Origin of the sequence: Priestia flexa NBRC 15715, assembly GCF_001591565.1 — a bacterium.
Classification (GTDB): domain Bacteria; phylum Bacillota; class Bacilli; order Bacillales; family Bacillaceae_H; genus Priestia; species Priestia flexa.
Genome location: NZ_BCVD01000068.1, coordinates 1 through 20,053, shown reverse-complemented (window position 1 = coordinate 20,053; position 20,053 = coordinate 1). Strand labels below are relative to the sequence as shown.

Genomic DNA, 20,053 nt, shown 5'->3' with positions numbered 1-20,053 from the left:
AGATTTACCAACTATCCATAATAGATTTAAATAATTTAGCAGGGTCTTCGCCACCACCGCTTGTTAATTTCTTTCTTTTCTCATCAGTTTTCTGTTTTTCAAACCCTGTATGAATAGAGATGACAGCTTCGTCCGTATAGCCAACAAACCAAGCGTCTCCATAATCTTGGGTTGTACCAGTTTTACCAGCGGCATCCTTAGAAGAACGAGCGTTAGCTCCTGTACCATAGCTTTTTTCAATAACATCTTCAAGCATGGACGTCATTGTATCCGCGTTTTGTGGACTCATGACTTCTTCTGTTTCAATCTCTGGTTCTTGTTCTTCGCCACCGCGCATTTGAATCTTTTTAATCGCATAAGGCTTCGTCATTTTCCCTTCGTTTGCAAAGACTGAGTAGCCTTGCGCTAATTGAAGAGGAGAGAAAGTCGTTGTGGTTCCTCCTAAAGCTAGCGATAAGTTTCGATCTTTATCAGTTAAAGGAAGTCCAGCTTTTTCCATAAAGCCGAACGAATCTCTAAAGCCAATGTCGTTTAAAAGCGATACGGCTGTTGTATTGACTGAACGAGCAATGGCTTCTCGCATCGGTATTTCTCCAAGATAGCGACCGCTTGCGTTTTGAGGCTTATAGCCATTAAAGTCTACCGGCTCATCCACAAGAGTAGTTGTTGGGCTGTAGTCGCCAGTTTCAAGCGCAGGTCCATAAACAGCAAGTGGCTTAATAGCTGATCCAGGCTGGTAACCGATTGTAGCTCGGTTTAGTCCGTTTGTTTGATAATTTCGCCCACCGTAAATAGCTGATATACCGCCTGTTTTTGGATTGATAGCGGCGATTCCAACTTCTACTTTGTGTGATGCCGTATCGTCTGCAAACACGTGATTAGTTACGGAGCGATTAATGGATTCCTGTAGAAGTGGGTCGAAATCAGTATAAATTTCGTAGCCGCCTTTGTATAAATCTTCTGCCGTAACACCATACGTTTTCTCAGCTTCACGAACAACATAGTCTACGAAAGCTTGATGACTATTTCGTTGCTTAAACGTTACGTCAGGCTTGACAATTCGTTCATTGATAGCTTGATTATACTCATCTTGCGTAATGACTTCTTGGTCTAGCATAAGCTGGAGAACGACGTTTCGACGCTTGGTTGCTTCTTCTGTGCTACTAGCAGGTGAGTATGTGCTTGGCGCTTTTGGAAGTCCAGCTAGCAGTGCCGCTTCACCAACACTTAATTGGGATACGTCTTTGTTAAAGTAAAGCTGAGATGCGGCTCCAATACCATATACGCCGCTACCAAAATATATTTGATTCATATATAGTTCTAAAATTTGATCTTTTGAAAACTGCTTTTCAAGTCCGATTGATAAAAACATTTCGTCAAACTTGCGCTTAAACGTTTTATCGTTAGATAGATATAAGTTTCGTGCAAGTTGTTGGGTGATAGTACTTGCACCCTCAGCTTTGCTCATCGTGATGACATTTTTAAACACAGCACGCGCAATTCCCTGCATGTCAATTCCAAAATGGTCATAAAAGCGACGGTCTTCTGTTGCAACAAATGCCATTTTGACATGATCAGGCACTTCGTCAATGGACACATTTTGTCTTGGAACCGTCTTATATAATTCATCAAGTGGTCGATTATTTTTGTCGTAAATGACAGTGCTTTGTACAGCCTGCAGCTTGCTGTATGATAAGCTAGCTGTTTGTTCAAATTGCTTTAACACATAAGTGACACCAAGAAGGATCACTAGAATAACGGTTAAAACAGCGAGAATAAATTTTCTCATGGTTTCTCACTCCACACTAATTAATAATTCCGTGTTCAATAAGATAGAGCTTTAACTTCTATCCTTATGGTAAGTTAGCACATAGAGTGTAAGCATGAAGAGAAAGGGTTTTTGATAACCTTAATCATGGCATGTCCTTTATGTAGCTTATTGACAACGGTGGTTGTTTGTTTCACTAGAGATGGTTTAACTAGTTACTCTTTTTAATTGTTAAGGTTGGTTTACACTTGTACGCATACTTATTGAAGAGGTTGCCTATACTTATCGGCATAATCTTATTCAATAGTACAGTCTTCTACAACAAAAGAAGTTAAATTTTTCTTGTTTACAACAAACTTAAACAAGACGGATACATCTTGCATTTAGTGTACCCATAAATTTCGGTTTGTCAAATAAAGCAATATCTAACACGCTAGGTAATGCTTCTTCATGCGTTATTTTAAATAGTAAAAGTAATTGTTCAACACTAGGTCATTTACTACTATCGGTACAATATAGAAAATATTAACAAGAGAAAGGGGGTTTATTACAAAAAGCTGTGAAATGTTGAGCAACAGTAAAATTAAAAGATAAGAGAAAACCTTGTAATGAATAATTAGTCATGCGATGTATGGACTATTCAATGCGTAATTGATAAGAATTTGCCGTTTTAAGTGCTTGTTAGTATGTTCAATTTATTTAAGGTTATGTATTGAGCAACACCTTTACATTTATAAGAAGAGTTCGTATAATAATAAATATCTTTAATTCGAGATATTTATATGCAGAGGAGTGAAGAGAGAGATGAAACATATCTTTAAACAAGGAATAAATAGTAAAAAGCCAGTTTTGCTAATGCTTCACGGAACGGGTGGAACAGAAGAGGATTTGTTGCCAATTGCAGAAATGATTGACCCTGAAGCGTCTGTGTTATCGGTTAGAGGGAGCGTATTAGAACAAGGGATGCCGAGATTTTTTAAGCGTTTAAGAGAGGGTGTTTTTGATATAGAAGATTTAGCAGTTCGAACAAAAGAGCTAAATAATTTCTTAGACGAAGCAGCTGAAGAATATGCCTTTGATAGGAAGAATATTATAGCAATCGGTTATTCAAACGGTGCTAATATTGCGGGGAGCTTACTGTTTCACTATGAACAGTCATTAAAAGGTGCAGTGCTTTTCCACCCGATGGTACCAAGAAGAGATATTAAAGTACCTAATGCACAAGGTATTCCGATTTTTATTGGTGCAGGAGTAAACGACCCAATTTGTCCAGCGGACGAAACGAAAGAATTAACAACACTTCTTCAAGGTGCAGGAGCTACTGTCGACGTTCACTGGGAGTCTTTTGGTCATCAGCTTACGCGAACAGAAGTAGAAGCGGCAAAAGCATGGTATAGACGCACTTATGAAAGTAAATAAAAAGAAGCTGAGACGTAACTATTTCAGTTAATGATAAATCCGAACTAGTAAGAGTTAGCTCTTTTATGGTTCGGATTTTTTGTTGATTCGTCTTTAAGAAGAGCTCATTTAGTTATATCCCATCCTTTTTTTGAGTTGCACAGTACTATCAAGCTTGTTAGGATGAAAATGTTAAAAAAATGAAACAAAAGACTTAGAAAAACGTTATAATGAAAGAATATTAAGGATGAGGTAATTTGGAATGATTGTAATAAAATGGTTTTTGGTTGTTTCATTAGTAATTGGATTTTGTTGGCTTTTGTATGCAGTATTCCCAACCTATTTATACCGGTGGTTTCACCCAAACGTATATATAAATGTAAAGAGAGCTCAATCATTTGCTTTAACATTTGATGATGGGCCTCACAGAGAATATACGGTTCAGATTTTAAATTTGCTAAAAGAACATGAAATGAAAGCAACTTTTTTTGTAGTAGGGTCAATTGCAGAAGAACAACCCGATCTACTTAAACGAATGGTCATGGAAGGGCATGAAATTGGTATCCATCATTATAATCATGTAAGTGCCTGGTTTTTAACACCAGGTCGATTAAAGAAAGAAATTCAAATGTGTAAAGATGTTATTATAGAAGCAGCTGGAGTAGAGCCCATATTTTATCGTCCGCCATGGGGGCACTTGAATTTATTTAGCATTTGGTGTGCAAGACCTTACCGTACAATTATTTGGTCTAATATATTTGGAGATTGGTCGCTTAAGAAAACAAAAAGAGCATTAGAAGCTGAGATGAAGAGTAAATTAAAACGTGGCGCAGTCTATGTGTTGCATGATAATGGAGAAACAAAAGGAGCAGATGAAAAAGCACCAGAGCATACAATTGGTGCTTTGAGAGAATTCATTCCATATGCCAAGCAGCACAAGATGAATAGTAAGACGCTCTCTGAATTACAAAAGGAAGGAACAAGCACGTGGAATTAACAATGGTGTCGCATTATATTAATGCATTTGGTTATACCACAATATTTTTAATTTTATTTTGCGGGATTGTTGGTATTCCAGCTCCTGAAGAGTCATTCTTAATTATTCTTGGAATGTTTATTGCAAAAGGCCAGCTGTTGTTGTATTCATCAACAATCTATGCCTGCCTAGGTGTTATCGTTGGTATGCTGGTAGCTTATGCGCTGGGTAGATATGCAGGAGTCCCATTCTTTAGTAAGTATGGAAAGTATGTTGGACTAACTGAACCAAAATTAAAAGCTGCTCGTGAGAAGTTTCATAAGCATGGAAAGTGGACAATTTTATTTGGCTTATTTGTTCCTGGTCTTCGGCAAATTAGCCCGTACCTTGCAGGAATTAGTCATTATCCTTTTTTATTATATGTTTGTTTTTCCGTAATAGGTGGAATTGTATGGGTACTATCTTTTTTATTACTAGGCTATTTTGTTGGAGATCAAGTTCATATTTCAATTATTGTCGGGGGAGCCATTTTATTTTTTGTTGTTTACGTTATACTACAGCTGCGAAAAAAGCGAAGCACCCGCTTTAAAGGGAGTGATCATTCATGAAAAAGATTTTATTTTTGCCCTTGTTTAAGATGGCATCTGGACATCATCAGGTAGCGGATGCTGTAATGGAAATAATCGTGGCAAATTATAAGCAAATTTCTGTGAAAAAGATTGATTGCCTAAGTTACTGGAGCAAACCTCTTGAACAGTTAATTTCATCTTTATATATGAAATGGATTTCTATGTTTCCAAAGCAGTTTGAGAAATTTTATCACGAACACGTCTATAAAGTGGAGAATCATACATGTGATGATTTTGTTGTTAAGAGCTGGCCGATTATTGAATACAATATGAAGCGGTTAGTTGAGTCTGAGAAGCCAGACGTTATTGTTTGCACTCACAGCTTTCCTTCGCGTGTCATTAGCGGATTGAAAGAAAAAGGAATCATTGATACACCCCTTGTTAATATCTATACTGACTTTTTAGTAAGCGATGTGTGGGGGAAAAATGGTGTAGATATTCATTGTGTACCTGATAAGGAAACAAAAAACTTTTTACAAAGTATTCACGATGTGCCTGCTCGTAACATTTATGTGACTGGAATTCCAGTTCATGCTGCTTTTACGAATAAACGAATAGACTTAAAATCTGAAAAGATGATTCTAATAGCTGGAGGGAATGCGGGGCTTGGTAATGTAAAACAAATGCTTAGCTCTGTTCCCTACGATAGTATTTATCAATATGTGGTACTATGCGGAAACAACAAAAAGCTATTTCAAGAGCTCGTAAAGTTAAATCATCCAAGCATTACACCCCTTCCGTATATTGCTTGCAGAAAAAGAATGAATTGCTTATATGAACAAGCTAGTGCAGTTGTGACAAAAGCGGGTGGTGTTACCATTAGTGAAGCTTTACGTAAACGCCTACCGATTTTTATTCATTCTTCACTTCCAGGACAAGAACAAGTTAATATTCAAACGTTAAAAAGAAAGGGTTTATTGATGCCTCTTAACAAAGCACAGCTGCTTGAAGATCAGTTGGTGGAAGTGCTTGAAAATGATGTGCAGCGCAACCGGCTACTACGAAGAATGGATGAATACATTGAAAGCATTGAGTACTCGGTTTCTGACGTATTGGCGAACCAGTTTCATCTATATGAATACGAAACAACAAAGAGTCGGTTATAAAGCAGAAAAATATTGAAAAAAGAAAATGTTCGTTATACTAAGAAGCGAATGAATTAAAATGAAAAAGGAGTTCTGAAAAATGAACGAAGTTATTGAAACAATTTTAAGTCATCGCTCTGTTAGAAAATACCAGGATAAACCTTTAACGAATGAGCAAATTCATAAGATCGTAGAAAGTGCTCAAGCAGCGTCCACATCAAGCTATATACAGGCATATTCAATTATTGGAGTTAAAAATCAACAAACCAAGAATCGCTTAGCTGAATTAGCGGGTAATCAACCGTATGTTGCTCAAAATGGTCACTTGCTTATTTTTTGTGCAGACCTGCATAGGCATGATGTTATTGCTCAAATAGAAGGTAAAGATTTATCTGAGTCCCTTGAAAGTGCCGAAAAATTCATGGTTGCTTTAATAGACGCAGCTTTAGCAGCTCAAAATGCTTCGGTTGCTGCGGAGTCAATGGGCCTTGGAATTTGTTATATTGGCGGCCTTCGAAATCAACTTCAAGACGTTCAAGAATTATTAAAGCTACCTGGTCGCGTACTGCCTCTATTCGGTTTAACGATTGGATATCCGGCTGCTGATACGGATAAAAAGCCTCGTTTACCTCAAGCTAATGTGTATCATGAAGAAGTATACGAGCAAGATCAAAATAAGTTTATTGAAGAATTAAAAGCCTATGATGAACAAATTTCTTCTTATTATAATGAGCGTACGAATGGAAAAAGAAACGATACGTGGACTGGTCAAATGGCTCATATGCTATCGAACCCAACGCGTATGTATATGAAAGAGTACGTAGAGAAGCAAGGCTTTAATAAAAAATAAATAACCAGTTATATGCAATTGATGAAATGCACCCTAGTTGTTAGAGATTTCTAGCAATTAGGGTGCATTTTTTATGAATAAAAAGGAATAGGAGGGTTTGTTTGTAAAAAACAACAAATAAATAGAAATTGTTGAAGCATATGGACAAATTATCAGAAATATTACAGTTTCATGTTAAAAAAGCGTTATTTTTGTAATGGAAGTTGAATGTTCCTGTAATGGCTGTGCAATCTCTAGGTGATATCATTCAATCATTGAGTAAATAAGGAGGTATTCGTAAATGAAGAAATTTATATTTACTCTAGGAACAACAGCAATCCTTTCAGCAGGATTTGCAGGTGGAGCATCTGCAAGTGGAAACGACACGTATCAAGTCCAAAAAGGTGATACGTTATGGAGCATCGCTCAAAACCACGATGTGAGCGTTGACGAATTAAAAGATGCAAATAACTTAACATCAACGATTATTCATCCAGAACAAAATTTAAATGTATCAATCATAAAAGAAATTACACATAAAGTTGAGCGCGGCGATACATTATGGTCAATCAGCCAAAAGTATGGCGTAACAGTAGAGCAAATTAAAGCTTGGAACGGATTAGGAAATGATCTTATCATTCCAGGTCAGGTCTTTGCTATTGAAACAAGTGGAGGTTCACAAGCTGTAGCACAACCAGCTCCAGCACCAAAAGCTGAACCAGTGCAAGAAGCTGCGCCGGCGCCGGCGCCTAAAGAAGAACCAGCCGAACAACCGGCACCAGAAGCTGAACAAAAACAAGAGCCAGCTCAGGAAGCTGCTGCACCAGCCCCACAACCTGAGCCAGCTAAAGAAGAACAACCTGCTGAACAATCACAACAGAGCGGTAAGCAGTTAACAGTTGAAGCAACTGCGTATACAGCTAGCTGTGAAGGATGTAGCGGTGTAACTGCTACGGGAGTAGATTTGAAAGCAAATCCAAACCAAAAAGTAATTGCTGTAGATCCTAGCGTAATCCCATTAGGTTCAAAAGTACATGTTGAAGGCTATGGAGAAGCAATCGCTGCTGATACTGGCGGAGCGATTAAAGGTAATAAAATCGACGTATTTGTTCCTGCACAAGCTGATGCAGAGCAATGGGGTCGTAAAACAGTTAACATTACAGTATTAGATTAATAGTGTATAAGAAAAAAGAGATGTCTGATTTCAGGCATCTCTTTTTTTATGATTACATACAGAAAACGAATAATCTACAAAAAAACACCTTTAATGTTAGCGCTTTCTGGGAAAGGTTTCAAAAAATACCTTGATTTTGTCAGAAAATTTATTATAATTAGAAATATCATCGGATGTGAGGAAAAATAACATGATGATGTGAAGGGAGGTTTATACATAAAAAGCTTCTCATGGCGGTGAGAAGCTTGAATTGGGCATAACAAATTGGGGTATGTATGCCTAATTCTAATTATAACACAAATAATTAGAATGTGATAAGGAGTGGCACAATTGAAACCAATCAGTTGGAAAACAGTTTTATCAGCTATAGCAGTCTCAACGCTTGTTCTTGCAGGTTGCGGGAAAACAACTAGTACAGAAGGGCAAAAAGCGATGATAGATACATCTGGGGACACTGTGAAAGTGGGGGTTTTACATTCACTAAGTGGAACCATGTCTATTAGTGAAGTTTCATTGCGCGATGCAGAATTGATGGCCATTGATGAAATAAATGCATCAGGAGGAGTGCTTGGTAAAAAAATTGAGCCTGTAATTGAAGATGGAGCTTCTGATTGGCCTACGTTTGCTGAAAAGGCAAAAAAACTTTTGCAAAAAGATCAAGTAGCAACAATCTTTGGAGGATGGACGTCAGCGAGTCGTAAAGCGATGCTGCCTGTAGTTGAACAAAATAACGGCTTGTTATGGTACCCAGTCCAATATGAAGGAATGGAGTCATCACCTAACATATTCTATACGGGCGCCACAACTAACCAGCAAATTGTACCTGCTGTCACATGGTTGCTTGAAAATAAAGGAAAAAAAGTTTTTCTAATAGGTTCAGACTATGTGTTTCCACGAACAGCTAACAAAGTCATTAAATCTCAGTTGAAAGCAGAAGGAGGCGCGTTAGCTGGGGAAGAATATACACCTCTTGGGCACACAGATTATAGCACGCTAATTAGTAAAATTAAAGACGCGAAGCCTGATGTAATATTCAATACATTAAACGGTGACAGTAATGTTGCTTTCTTTAAACAATTAAAAGATGTTGGTATTACTTCTGCTGATATTCCGGTACTATCTGTAAGCGTAGCAGAAGAAGAGATAAGAGGAATTGGTGCCTCTGTATTAGAGGGGCATTATGCATCTTGGAATTACTATCAAACAACAGACACTCCCGAAAATGAAGAATTTGTAGCAAACTATAAAAAGAAATACGGAGATGACCGCGTAACTGGTGACCCAATAGAAGCTGCCTATACAGCAGTATATTTATGGGCCAAAGCGGTGGAGAAAGCAGGAAGCTTTGAGATTGATAAAGTGAAGAAAGCAGCTGATGGAATTGAATTTAATGCGCCGAGTGGAGTAGTGAAAATAGAAGGAGCTAATCAGCATATCTGGAAAACAGCTCGAATCGGTCAAGTGCAAGCTGACGGTCAGTTTAAAGAAGTATGGAAATCCGGTGAATCGATTAAGCCTGATCCATACCTTGAAAGCTATGAATGGGGAGCTTCACTCAGCAATAAAAAATAGTGATTACTAAGCTTTCAAAAGATAAGATGTGCTAAGTATACATCTTATCTTTTGAAGATGGAGAGGAGTCATTTTATTGTCCATTTTTATTACACAGCTCTTTAATGGATTAAGTTTAGGGTCAATCATGCTTCTTATTGCGTTAGGACTTGCGATTACGTTTGGACTAATGAATGTAATTAATATGGCGCATGGCGAATTAATTATGGTGGGTGCCTACACTACTTATGTGGTACAACAAATTGTTTCTTCATATTTACCTCAGCAAATGCTTGCTTATTATTTTATTCTAGCAATTCCTTTAGCATTTTTAATCAGCGCAGTATTAGGAATAATCATTGAAAAGACCGTCATTCGTTTTTTGTATGATCGTCCGTTAGATAGTTTGCTAGCCACGTGGGGAGTGAGTTTAATTTTACAACAAGCGGCTCGTTCTATATTTGGAGCGCCGAATGTAGCAGTTAAGACACCCGATTGGCTAGACGGTGGATTTAGTATTCTTGGGGCAACTCTTCCGTATAAAAGGCTTTTTATTTTAGCATTAGCTGTTTTTAGCATAGTTGGCCTTTCTTATTTCCTTTATAAAACAGCAATTGGTCGAAAAATGAAAGCCGTTATGCTTAATCGAGAAATGGCTTCTTGCTTAGGGGTTTCAACCAAGAAGGTAGATAGCTATGCCTTTGCGTTAGGTTCAGGTTTTGCGGGCCTTGCAGGTTGCGCACTCACAGTTATTGGACCAATTGGACCTTCAATTGGTACCAACTATATTATTGATGCGTTTATGATTGTAATATTAGGTGGGATTGGCAAGCTGACAGGAACAGTGATTGGCGCCTTAGGAATTGGGATTTTAAGTACAACGATTGAATATACAACGAGCGCCACCATTGCAAAAGTAATTGTGTTTGCACTAATTATTGCATTTTTACAATGGAAGCCGTCTGGCCTTGTAAGTATGCGAACACGCTCATTGGATTAAAGGAGGATTATCCATGAAATTTAATCGCACATATGCTATATATATCGTTGTACTTATTGGCTTTCTAGTAGCACCACTTTTCCTGCAAGAGTTTCGTTTGGGTTTATTAGCGAAGTTTTTATGCTATGCCATTGTGGCAATAGGAATTTCTTTAATATGGGGCTATACAGGTATTTTAAGCTTAGGGCATGGCGTGTTTTTTGGACTAGGAGCTTATTGCATGGGCATGTATCTAAAGCTAGAAGGTTCGACTACTGGTCTTCCAGATTTTATGGAGTGGAGTGGCGTTACGACTCTTCCTGCTTTTTGGAAGCCGTTTACGAACCCCGTATTTGCAATTGGTGCAGGGATCATAGTACCAATGCTGTTAGCAACAGTTCTTGGTTACTTTACGTTTAAAAATCGCATCCGTGGGGTTTATTTTTCGTTAATTTCTCAAGCAGTTGTTGTCGTTGTAGTCACTTTATTTATTGGAAAACAAGATTTAACAGGAGGAACAAATGGTCTTACCAGCTTTTATACATTTTTGGGGATGTCATTAGCGGATTCTTTTGTTCAACAAATTCTTTACTTTGTCACAGTAGGTGTATTGGCAATTGTTTTTGCACTTTCCATCTGGCTAACTAAAAGTAGAGCTGGGAAAGTATTAATGGCTATACGAGATGGTGAAAACCGCGTTCGTTTTCTAGGTTTTAATCCAACTTCTTATAAAGTGTTTGTATATTCTTTATCAGCTGCTTTTGCTGGTGTAGCAGGTATGTTGTTTGTTCTTCAGGTAGGGATTATTTCACCTGCAATGATGGGCATAACGCCATCTATCGAAATGGTTTTATGGGTAGCGATTGGAGGGCGACATTCTCTTCTTGGTGCTGTGTTTGGTGCTATCTTTACAAATGGTGCGAAAAGTTTATTTAGCGAGACATACCCAGATATTTGGCTAATCCTTTTAGGTTTATTGTTTATTGTAGTCGTGTTGTTCTTACCGAATGGTATGGCTGGACTTGTTCAATCAATACAGAACAAATTTAAAAAGCTTAAATCTAGAAAGGAGAAATCTCATGAGCCAGATACTATGGTGCGATAATGTTATGGTTGATTTTGATGGATTCAAAGCCTTGCAGGGTGTGGACTTAATGATTGAACCGAATGAAGTGAGGTTTTTAATTGGTCCTAACGGGGCTGGGAAGACAACAATTTTAGATGTCATCTGTGGGAAAACAAAAGCAACATCTGGAAGAGTTTTGTTTGAAGAGGTGGTTAACCTTGGAAGCCTTCAAGAACATAAAATTGTTCAAAAGGGAATTGCAAGAAAGTTTCAAAACCCTTCTATCTTCTCACAGTTAAGTGTGTTTGAAAATTTGGAACTATCAATCAGGCAAAAAAGAAATCTCACCTCTGTTTTATTTGCCAGAATGACTGGAGAGACAAAAAATCATATTGAAAAAGTACTTGAGCAAATTGGTTTGCAAGACTTCGTATACAAGCAAGCTGGAGAGTTATCACATGGGCAAAAGCAATGGCTAGAGATTGGAATGCAGCTTATGCAAAACCCAAGCTTGTTACTTCTAGATGAGCCCATTGCTGGAATGACTGGGAAAGAACGAGAAAAAACCGGTGAATTAATGCATGAGATCTCCGCGTCATGTTCTGTACTTGTAGTGGAGCACGATATGGATTTTGTCAGAAAGTATTCTAAGCAAGTTACGGTCATGCATGAAGGGAAAATACTTTGCGAAGGTAATATGACAGATGTTCAAGAAAATGAGCACGTTCAAGAAGTATACCTTGGGAGGAGGAAGCAAACATGCTAAATGTAGCAAATCTACAAGCGGGGTATGATGAAACCACGATCTTACGTGATGTTTCAATTAAAGTTGAAAAAGGAAAAATTATTGCAGTTCTTGGGCGTAATGGAGTTGGAAAAACAACGTTAATGAAAACACTAATGGGTTTACTGAAGCCGAGTGCAGGAGATGTTGTTTGGAGAAATCACTCCGTAAAAGGTCTTAGACCAGAGCAGCGAGCAAAAAAAGGGATAGGTTATGTTCCTCAAGGAAGGGATATCTTTTCAACATTAACAGTAGAGGAAAATTTATTGTTAGGTCTTGAAGCGCTTCAAAAAAAACCAAAAAAAGACGTTATTCCATCACATGTGTTTGAGCTGTTTCCCGTTCTTCATGAAATGTTACAGAGGAAAGGAGGTGATTTAAGCGGTGGTCAACAGCAGCAGCTTGCGATTGCCCGTGCTTTAGTAGGAAATCCTGAACTTTTGTTGCTGGATGAACCAATGGAAGGAATACAACCCTCTATTGTTCAGCTTATTGAAAGGGTCATTATTAAAATTGCTAGAGAACAAGGTGTTGGCATCGTTTTAGTAGAGCATAACGTAGATTTAGCACTAGCTTGTTCGGACTTTTTTTACATTTTAGATCATGGTCGAATTGTTGCACAAGGAGATTCAAAAAATGTGAACTTAGAAGCTATTCAAAAGCATTTAGTAGTATAGAAAGGGAGGTTTAAATGAAACTCACACAACGAGAGCAAGAAAAACTTATGGTGGTTGTCGCTGCAGACCTTGCGAGGCGTAGGCAAAAGCGGGGGCTAAAACTGAACTATCCAGAAGCAGTTGCCGTTATTACATATGAAATAACAGAAGGCGCCAGAGATGGTCGAACTGTTGCCGAATTAATGCAGCTCGGAACACAAATCTTGTCACGAGATGATGTAATGGAAGGTATTCCTGAAATGATTCATGATATTCAAGTAGAAGCAACGTTTCCAGATGGAACAAAACTTGTGACGATACATGATCCAATTCGATAGGGGGGAGAAGAAGTGATTCCCGGAGAATACAAGTTACGTAAAGATGAAATTGTTTGTAACAAAGATAAGGGTATAGTCGAGATGTTAGTAACCAACCGAGGTGATCGTCCTATTCAAGTGGGATCTCATTTTCATTTCTATGAAGTTAATTACGGATTAGAGTTTAACCGCAAAGAAGCGTTTGGCTATCACTTGAATATTCCTGCTGGTACGGCCGTTCGCTTTGAACCAGGTGATCCTAAAAATGTACAGCTTGTACCCTTTTCAGGATCACAGCATGTATATGGATTAAATAATAAAACAAATGGACCCACGGGCCAGCTAAAAGAGGAGTAGGTCGAACATGAGCTTTAAAATGTCAAGAAAACAGTATGCAGATATGTTTGGGCCGACGGTTGGAGATGCTGTAAGGCTAGCGGATACCGACCTTTTTATTGAAATTGAACAGGACTTTACAACCTATGGTGATGAAGTGAAGTTTGGGGGAGGAAAAGTCATCCGTGATGGGATGGGACAGCATCCTCTTGCGACAAGAAGTGAAGCAGCAGATCTTGTTTTTACGAATGCCATCATCATGGATTATACGGGGATATACAAAGCAGATATTGGTGTAAAAGATGGCATGATTCAAACCATTGGAAAAGCGGGAAATCCATTATTAATGGATGATGTTGATCTTGTTATTGGGGCTAGTACAGAAATTATTGCTGCGGAAGGAAAAATTGTGACGGCTGGAGGAATTGATGCGCACATTCACTTTATCTGTCCACAACAAATTGAAACCGCCTTATCGTCTGGAGTAACAACAATGATTGGAGGAGGGACAGGTCCTGCAACGGGAACAAACGCGACGACGTGTACACCTGGAGCGTGGTATATCGAGCGGATGCTAGAAGCAGCTGAGGCTTTTTCCATGAATTTAGGCTTTTTAGGTAAAGGGAATGCATCAGCAAAAACGCCTCTTATCGAACAAATTGAGGCTGGAGCGATTGGCCTTAAGCTTCATGAAGATTGGGGTACCACCGCATCAGCAATCGATACAAGTCTGCAAGTTGCGGATGAATATGATGTACAGATTGCGATTCACACAGATACGCTAAATGAAGGTGGGTTTGTCGAAGATACGATGAGAGCAATTGGAAATCGTGTTATTCATACGTATCATACGGAAGGAGCAGGTGGTGGACATGCACCTGACATTATGAAGATGGCAAGCTTTAAGAACATTCTGCCGTCATCAACGAATCCAACTAGACCGTATACGATTAACACTCTAGAAGAACATTTAGATATGCTGATGGTTTGTCATCACCTAGATCCTTCTGTACCAGAAGATATTGCATTTGCAGATTCCCGTATTCGTAAAGAAACGATTGCAGCTGAAGATATTCTGCATGACCTTGGAGTTTTTAGCATGATCTCTTCTGATTCGCAAGCAATGGGTCGTGTTGGTGAAGTGATTACGAGAACGTGGCAAACAGCAGATAAGATGAAAAAGCAAAGAGGAAAACTAAAAGGTGATAACGGTATTGGTGATAATGAACGGATTAAGCGATATATCGCAAAATATACAATTAATCCAGCTATCACCCACGGCATTTCAGAATACGTAGGTTCAGTAGAAGTTGGTAAGCTTGCAGACTTAGTCGTTTGGGATCCAGCGTTTTTTGGTGTAAAGCCAGAGTTGATTATTAAAGGCGGAATGATTGCTCACAGTCAAATGGGTGATCCTAATGCCTCTATACCTACTCCTCAGCCGGTTCTATATCGCCCGATGTTTGCTTCTTTCGGGAAAGCACGCAGTAAAACGTCGATAACATTTATCTCGCAAGCTGCATATAACCGAGGAGTACATCGAACCTTGGGATTGGAGAAACGGATTAAGCCTGTAAAAGGGATTCGTTCACTAAGTAAAACGGACATGAAGCTAAATGGTGAAATGCCTAAAATTGATGTGGATCCACAAACGTACGAAGTGCGAGTGGATGATGAATTAATTACGTGTGAGCCAGCAGAAGTATTGCCTATGGCACAACGATACTTTTTATTTTGAGGTGAAAACAAACAATGTTAATCGAGCAAATTGTTGGAAATGTCGCTACGCTAGAAAAGAAAGCGCCACATATTGAAAAAGTGTATTTAGAAAGTGATCATCTATTAAAGCGCGTGCAGCGAGTTGTGACCGATCACGGTAAAGAACTAGGAATTCGTTTGAAAGACAATCGTGAGCTTGTAGATGGTGATGTGCTTTATATGGATGAGAAGAATATGATTGTTATTCAAGTAATAGCAGATGACTTATTAACGATTCAACCCACAAGTATTAAGCAGATGGGGGAGATTGCTCATCAGCTTGGAAACCGGCATCTGCCAGCTCAATTTGAAGAAAACGAAATGCTTGTTCAATATGATTATTTAGTCGAAGAGCTTCTTAACGAGCTAAGCATTCCGTATAAGCGTGAAAAAAGAACGGTTCAAAAAGCATTTAGACATATTGGACATAGTCATGACTAATCAACTGTTAGCGCTTGTACAGCTGTGTGATTCAAACTTTCCATCCGGCGCTTTTTCACATTCATTTGGCATGGAAACCTATATTCAAAAAGAGCGAATTATAAATGCTGTTACGTTTTCAGAAGCTCTTAGTACGTATGTTGAAACACAGCTTACTTATACAGATGGGTTAGCTTGCCGACTGGCATATGAATTTGCTTCAGAAGGGCACCTTCAGAAAATAAAGGAATTAGATCAAGAGCTGTATGCACTGGCGCTAGCAAAAGAAACAAGAGAAGGGACAAGGAGAATTGGTCAGAGAATGGTCAAGCTTTGCGTCGATCTGTTTGGTGGGAAGCTTTTAGAATGCTACGAACAAGAGATTCAGCGGAAGGAGTGTTTTGGTCATCCATCAATTGTTTTTGCCATTATAGCTGAGCAATTACAGGTGTGTAAACAAACAGCTGTTTCTACGCATTTGTACGCCACTGTGTCATCGCTTATTCAAAATGCAGTTCGTGGTATCCCAATTGGACAAACAGATGGTCAACGAATTTCGCTTGCTTTTCATGAGAAAATTGACCAGGCAGTAATGAATATTCTTCAAGCGGATTCAAGTGAGCTTGGTGCAATGATGCCCGGTCTTGAAATCGCTCAAATGCAGCATGAACGTCTGCACGTTCGCTTATTTATGTCTTAATACAAAACGATATAAGGGAGGGAAGCCTTTGTGGCGAAGGCGAAAAAATGAATGCAATGAGAATTGGTATTGGAGGTCCTGTAGGGGCGGGGAAAACGATGCTTGTAGAAAGACTAACGAGAGCACTGCAAAGTGAGCTAAGCATGGCCGTTATTACAAATGATATCTATACAAAAGAAGATGCTCAGTTTTTAGTGAAAAATAGCGTATTACCTCAAGAACGCATCATTGGTGTGGAAACAGGAGGTTGTCCGCATACCGCTATTCGAGAAGATGCTTCTATGAACTTTGCGGCAATCGACGAGTTGGTTGAAAGACATCCTGACGTTGAGCTGATCTTTGTGGAAAGCGGTGGAGATAATTTAGCAGCAACGTTTAGTCCAGAACTTGTCGATTTTTCTATTTATATTATTGACGTCGCTCAGGGTGAAAAGATTCCGCGTAAAGGTGGACAAGGAATGATTAAATCAGACTTGTTTATTATTAATAAGACGGATTTAGCTCCGTATGTTGGTGCAAGCTTAGATGTAATGAAAGAAGATACAATTGCAGCCCGAGGTAAGAAGCCTTTTGTATTTACAAATTTGAAAAAGGATCAAGGACTGGATGAAGTAATTCAGTGGATCAAAAAAGAAGTATTGCTTATCGGCATTAAATCATGAGCTATACAGGCTATTTAAAGCTTGAGTCGCACAAGGTGAAAGGTAAGACGGTTGTTTATAACACATATCATGACGGAGCTTTTAAGGTGGCTCGCCCAATTTACATGGAAGAGCATACCCCAACAATCTACCTTCTACATGTAGGAGGTGGATATGTTGGTGGAGACCGTTATAAAGCGTGTATTACGGCTGAAGAGGGTGCACATTTATGCTTGACGACACAGGCTGCAACAAAAGTATACCGAACGCCAAACGCACCTGTAGTTCAGGAAACAGAGCTGCTCTTAAAAAAAGGAGCAGTGATTGAATACCTTCCAGATCCGCTTATTTTATACGAAGATGCGCAGTTTATACAAGAAACAACTGTACATATGGAAGAGAAAGCAACGTTTTTTATCTCTGACGTTATTACGCCAGGCTGGTCACCTAATGGAGAGATATTTAAGTATGATTCACTGCGTTCGAAGCTCAAAGTTTATCAAAACAATCAGTTAATGGTGTTTGACCATTTGTTTTTATCGCCTCATGAAGACATCCATGCGATTATGAAAATGGAGGGCTACACACATTTCGGTTCTTTTTTAGCAGTGGCTGAAGGAATTATCGATTCGGTCATTGATGAATTGTATGATGAAGTATTAAGTGAAGAGCGGCATGGATATATAGGGATTTCAAAATTAGCGATTAATGGATGTGCCATTAGAATTTTGGGAAATGATACAAAAACGCTTGAAAGTATTATTAATAGATGTTTTCAGTTCCTGAGAAAGCGCCTGTTAGGCTTAGAGGTGGTTCATCTTCGTAAATATTAAGAGCTGCCTTTGAGTAATGGTGCTAAGTGAACTTACATAAAATTACATTTCGGGGTATAAATTTTTCTCCTTTACTAAAACTATTGGTAAATCAATGCGAGGTAGATAAGGATGAAAAAACAATTACCATGCCAAGTGCCCCCTGTATATATTCTAAATTGTGAGAACCAATTTTTTGACTAGGCTAGAAGCGATCTTGTGGAATATTGCCCTACCAGGGTTTAGTCAATTATTAAACAAGCAGTACGTAAAAGGGATTGTGTTTATAGTATTAGAATTTTTAATCAATATGGGCGCACATTTTAACTCTGCAATACAATTAAGTTTTTTAGGTGAAACTGAACAGGCGTTAGCAACTGTAGACATGCAGTGGATTATGTTTTACCCATGCTTGTATTTTTTTGCAATGTGGGATGGTTTTAAAGATGCAGAAGCAGATCCCCCTCCTCTTTACTCGTTTATACCGTTTGCATGCTGTGCTTACTTTGTAACAGTAGGCATCATGTATGCTTCAGTTGTGAAAATTAACGGAGTACTGCTTGGGCCGATTTGGCTACCGATGCTGTCTGTGATTCCAGGACTGATAGTTGGATTGCCGATTCAGCTTTTACTAGCTAAAAAAGCAAATGCTACGCCATAGACATGAAATGAAAGTTGAATTCTTCAGCTTATCTTTCATGTCTATTTTTATGCCAAATATAGATATGGTTGTACATAACATAGTGAAGAATATATTGAAAATAGAGCATTTTCGGTTAATCAAGCCTCGCCAAAGCATATTATGAAATCGCTCCTGTATGCAAGGGAATTGTTAAGAGAAAAAAAGGGGTGTGGATTTTTCCACAGGGAAAGGAAGAACATTTAGAGAAGCGACCTCTGCAATTTTCGGACGGCCCATCTTTTATCATGTTAAAAGAAAAGGGTGTACAAGCTATTCCAATTGCATATTACTATAGTTTTCGTCATGATCAGCGTCCAGAGCTATTTATTAAAGTGGGTAAACGTATAGAAGTAAATACAGAAACAAGTCGAAGTGAATTAACTCATAAGCTAGAGCAGGCCGTAACTACTGAGTTAGATAGCATTAAAAGTAAGCTTGTTAGCGAGGACCTTTCAACATTTGACGTGTTTATGACGGGTAGAAAAACGTTGAGCGAGTGGCTAACTTGGTGGAAAGAGAAGGTGAGGCGATTGCACAAGATCGGTTCTTTTATCGAACGTTTTCATCGTGGAAAGATTATATGAACCCGTCTTTGTTTACGAGCCTTCTTAAAGTGAAGCCATTTGAAACAATTGATTCTTTTCACAGGCGTTTTTTTTTGAAAATGAAAAAGTGATTAACGCATTCAATCGTTACGCCACGTATATAGGCTCTTCACCATACGTTTCACCTGCTACCTTTTCATTAATTGGTCATTTAGAAATGAACGAAGAAGTTTACTATGTTCAGGGGGGGAACCCTAGAATTGCTGAAGGATTTGCTAAGGTGTTTCAAAAAGCAGGAGGAACTTTAGTGCTGAATGAACAAGTAGAAAAAGTGCAGGTGAAGAACAAGAAAGCAGTGGGAATTAAGCTTGAGAATGGTGAAAAACTGCCCGCAGACTCAATTATTGTTAATGGTGACCTACTGCAAGCCTACCCGTTTCTGGTAGATGAAGCGGACCGCCCGCATTTTACAAATAAGATGGTTAGTAAATTTGAACCCTCTATTACAGATAGAAGCGTAGCGCCTGGTGATAACTTATTTATTCTTGTCAACGCACCAGCAGGAATGAGTAATGATAATGGGTACGAACAAGTTATCTATGAAAAGCTAAAGAGGTTCGATATCGATATTACATCTACCTTATCATGTCAAAAAATCATTACACCAAGCTGGATTGAAAAGCAATTCGGAGCGTATAAAGGGGCTCTTTACGGTATTAGTGCTAATCGGAAAATGGATAGCTTTCTACGGCCCAGCAACGTGTCCAAAGACGTAAGAGGGCTTTATTTTGTTGGTGGAACAACTCATCCAGGAGGTGGGTCACCAATGGTTACAATCAGTGGTATAAACGTGGCCAACTTAATTTCCACATAATATTTTCATTGTAAATAACTTCATATATTTGATACTATAGGAAAAGGAAACCATTGATAAGGGGACTGACCCC

The 20,053-nt window shown here is 38.7% G+C and carries 22 protein-coding genes; 21 read left to right on the top strand and 1 reads right to left on the bottom strand.

Features of this window, described 5'->3' with window-relative positions; genetic code table 11:
* Window positions 1-4 precede the first annotated feature (4 nt).
* The gene (locus tag BFL01S_RS12305) at window positions 5-1,789 is read right to left on the bottom strand and encodes a transglycosylase domain-containing protein (protein ID WP_061785844.1); all 1,785 of its coding nucleotides are present in this window, start codon (window positions 1,787-1,789) and stop codon (window positions 5-7) included.
* Between the two features lie 783 nt (window positions 1,790-2,572).
* Between BFL01S_RS12305 and BFL01S_RS12300 the strand changes: the two genes are divergently transcribed.
* The 21 genes from BFL01S_RS12300 (at window position 2,573) to BFL01S_RS12200 (ending at window position 19,980) form a co-directional block, all read left to right on the top strand.
* The gene (locus tag BFL01S_RS12300) at window positions 2,573-3,187 is read left to right on the top strand and encodes an alpha/beta hydrolase (protein WP_061785843.1); all 615 of its coding nucleotides are present in this window, start codon (window positions 2,573-2,575) and stop codon (window positions 3,185-3,187) included.
* Window positions 3,188-3,428: 241 nt separating this feature from the next.
* A complete protein-coding gene (locus BFL01S_RS12295) occupies window positions 3,429-4,163 on the top strand; it encodes a polysaccharide deacetylase family protein (RefSeq protein ID WP_061785842.1) in 735 nt (244 codons plus the stop codon).
* Window positions 4,154-4,750: a DedA family protein gene (locus BFL01S_RS12290; protein WP_025910048.1), complete on the top strand. Its 597-nt coding sequence runs from the start codon at window positions 4,154-4,156 to the stop codon at window positions 4,748-4,750. Before BFL01S_RS12295 ends, BFL01S_RS12290 begins: the two co-directional genes overlap by 10 nt.
* Window positions 4,747-5,877 (top strand): MGDG synthase family glycosyltransferase, encoded by a 1,131-nt coding sequence (locus BFL01S_RS12285; protein WP_061785841.1) that lies wholly within the window; start codon window positions 4,747-4,749, stop codon window positions 5,875-5,877. Before BFL01S_RS12290 ends, BFL01S_RS12285 begins: the two co-directional genes overlap by 4 nt.
* Window positions 5,878-5,956: 79 nt before the next feature.
* A complete protein-coding gene (nfsA, locus tag BFL01S_RS12280; RefSeq protein ID WP_025910051.1) occupies window positions 5,957-6,706 on the top strand; it encodes an oxygen-insensitive NADPH nitroreductase in 750 nt (249 codons plus the stop codon).
* Window positions 6,707-6,986: 280 nt separating this feature from the next.
* Window positions 6,987-7,859 carry a 3D domain-containing protein gene (locus BFL01S_RS12275; protein ID WP_061785840.1) on the top strand — a complete coding sequence of 291 codons (873 nt, stop codon included), beginning with the start codon at window positions 6,987-6,989 and terminating at the stop codon, window positions 7,857-7,859.
* Between the two features lie 330 nt (window positions 7,860-8,189).
* The gene (gene urtA / locus BFL01S_RS12270; RefSeq protein ID WP_025910053.1) at window positions 8,190-9,431 is read left to right on the top strand and encodes an urea ABC transporter substrate-binding protein; all 1,242 of its coding nucleotides are present in this window, start codon (window positions 8,190-8,192) and stop codon (window positions 9,429-9,431) included.
* Window positions 9,432-9,507: 76 nt separating this feature from the next.
* Entirely contained in the window at window positions 9,508-10,410 is a 903-nt protein-coding gene (gene urtB, locus BFL01S_RS12265) for an urea ABC transporter permease subunit UrtB (protein WP_025910054.1), read from the top strand.
* A 13-nt stretch (window positions 10,411-10,423) separates the two neighbouring features.
* The gene (urtC, locus tag BFL01S_RS12260; RefSeq protein WP_061785839.1) at window positions 10,424-11,494 is read left to right on the top strand and encodes an urea ABC transporter permease subunit UrtC; all 1,071 of its coding nucleotides are present in this window, start codon (window positions 10,424-10,426) and stop codon (window positions 11,492-11,494) included.
* Window positions 11,469-12,221 carry an urea ABC transporter ATP-binding protein UrtD gene (urtD, locus tag BFL01S_RS12255; protein WP_025910057.1) on the top strand — a complete coding sequence of 251 codons (753 nt, stop codon included), beginning with the start codon at window positions 11,469-11,471 and terminating at the stop codon, window positions 12,219-12,221. Before urtC ends, urtD begins: the two co-directional genes overlap by 26 nt.
* Window positions 12,215-12,916 carry an urea ABC transporter ATP-binding subunit UrtE gene (gene urtE, locus BFL01S_RS12250; RefSeq protein ID WP_025910058.1) on the top strand — a complete coding sequence of 234 codons (702 nt, stop codon included), beginning with the start codon at window positions 12,215-12,217 and terminating at the stop codon, window positions 12,914-12,916. The genes urtD and urtE overlap by 7 nt, the downstream gene beginning before the upstream one ends.
* A 14-nt stretch (window positions 12,917-12,930) precedes the next feature.
* Window positions 12,931-13,233 (top strand): urease subunit gamma, encoded by a 303-nt coding sequence (locus BFL01S_RS12245; protein ID WP_025910059.1) that lies wholly within the window; start codon window positions 12,931-12,933, stop codon window positions 13,231-13,233.
* Between the two features lie 12 nt (window positions 13,234-13,245).
* Complete coding sequence (locus BFL01S_RS12240) at window positions 13,246-13,569, top strand: urease subunit beta (protein WP_025910060.1); 324 nt, start codon at window positions 13,246-13,248, stop codon at window positions 13,567-13,569.
* Between the two features lie 7 nt (window positions 13,570-13,576).
* The gene (ureC, locus tag BFL01S_RS12235; RefSeq protein ID WP_025910061.1) at window positions 13,577-15,286 is read left to right on the top strand and encodes an urease subunit alpha; all 1,710 of its coding nucleotides are present in this window, start codon (window positions 13,577-13,579) and stop codon (window positions 15,284-15,286) included.
* 14 nt (window positions 15,287-15,300) lie between these two features.
* Window positions 15,301-15,747: an urease accessory protein UreE gene (gene ureE / locus BFL01S_RS12230; protein WP_025910062.1), complete on the top strand. Its 447-nt coding sequence runs from the start codon at window positions 15,301-15,303 to the stop codon at window positions 15,745-15,747.
* Window positions 15,740-16,426, top strand: a complete 687-nt coding sequence (locus BFL01S_RS12225; RefSeq protein ID WP_025910063.1) for an urease accessory protein UreF — start codon at window positions 15,740-15,742, stop codon at window positions 16,424-16,426. Before ureE ends, BFL01S_RS12225 begins: the two co-directional genes overlap by 8 nt.
* 47 nt (window positions 16,427-16,473) lie before the next feature.
* A complete protein-coding gene (gene ureG / locus BFL01S_RS12220) occupies window positions 16,474-17,088 on the top strand; it encodes an urease accessory protein UreG (protein WP_025910064.1) in 615 nt (204 codons plus the stop codon).
* The gene (locus BFL01S_RS12215; RefSeq protein ID WP_061785838.1) at window positions 17,085-17,900 is read left to right on the top strand and encodes an urease accessory protein UreD; all 816 of its coding nucleotides are present in this window, start codon (window positions 17,085-17,087) and stop codon (window positions 17,898-17,900) included. The genes ureG and BFL01S_RS12215 overlap by 4 nt, the downstream gene beginning before the upstream one ends.
* 175 nt (window positions 17,901-18,075) lie before the next feature.
* Window positions 18,076-18,540, top strand: a complete 465-nt coding sequence (locus BFL01S_RS12210; protein WP_025910067.1) for a hypothetical protein — start codon at window positions 18,076-18,078, stop codon at window positions 18,538-18,540.
* Window positions 18,541-18,728: 188 nt separating this feature from the next.
* A complete protein-coding gene (locus BFL01S_RS12205; protein WP_061785837.1) occupies window positions 18,729-19,145 on the top strand; it encodes a lysophospholipid acyltransferase family protein in 417 nt (138 codons plus the stop codon).
* Between the two features lie 88 nt (window positions 19,146-19,233).
* Window positions 19,234-19,980, top strand: coding sequence for a phytoene desaturase family protein (locus BFL01S_RS12200; RefSeq protein ID WP_061785836.1), 747 nt, complete (start codon window positions 19,234-19,236; stop codon window positions 19,978-19,980).
* The last annotated feature ends 73 nt before the right edge of the window (window positions 19,981-20,053 follow it).